The following is a 696-nucleotide window of genomic DNA, read 5'->3' as shown; positions in this document are numbered from 1 at the left end:
TAATAATATCAAGAAATCAAATTTAGAATCACCAGATCTATTTATAGAGATAATTGAAGCACTGGTTATGAATAACAATAAAAATAGTGTGGATACAATAAATTATTATTCTAGATTAATGAGCAAACTCTTCCTTATAACGTCTGATATGGATGAAAGTTTCGAAATAGAATTAGAAAGAGTTCTAAATTGGATTAATTCTGCTCAAGAACAAGGTAAAAATATAACCGATGTACAATTTGTGAATTCAAAAATTGGCGAGATGTTGGCAAGAACCGAGAAAAAGAATACACATATATGGCCGAATAAACTTACTTGTGAGGTGTTAGAGCATTTTAATGACGAAAAGATCAATAATGGATTCATTACGGAAATATTAAATGCAAGAGATGTCTTTTTTAAAAATGATGGTAAGGACGAACAAAAGTTAGCCGATCAATATAAGAAAATTCGAGAAAAAATACCAATTAGATATAGTGTAATCAGAAATATTTTGTTTGATTTAGAGAATTTCTACGCTTCAATGTCACAGATTCATAAACTAGAAAGTAAAATCGATAAGCGATTGTTTTAACTGAGAATATCGATTCTATTGTGGGGAATTAGAAGTAAAATCTTTAACTTCTAAGAGTATAGAGTAATATGTGTTTATAATTTTATAATAGCCCCTTCTTTAGTATAAAAAATATTAAAAAT

At 27.6% G+C, this 696-nt stretch carries 1 protein-coding gene; it reads left to right on the top strand.

All coding sequences use genetic code 11. The annotated features are described in order from the left end of the window. Window positions 1-574: hypothetical protein (locus HMPREF3029_RS06740; RefSeq protein WP_210400783.1), on the top strand; the 574-nt coding region annotated here is incomplete at its 5' end. Between the last annotated feature and the right edge of the window lie 122 nt (window positions 575-696).

The organism is Nosocomiicoccus sp. HMSC059G07 (assembly GCF_001815515.1).
GTDB classification, from domain to species: domain Bacteria; phylum Bacillota; class Bacilli; order Staphylococcales; family Salinicoccaceae; genus Nosocomiicoccus; species Nosocomiicoccus ampullae_A.
The sequence above is the reverse complement of the archived record's forward strand: the minus strand, read 5'-3'. Positions and strand labels throughout refer to the sequence as shown.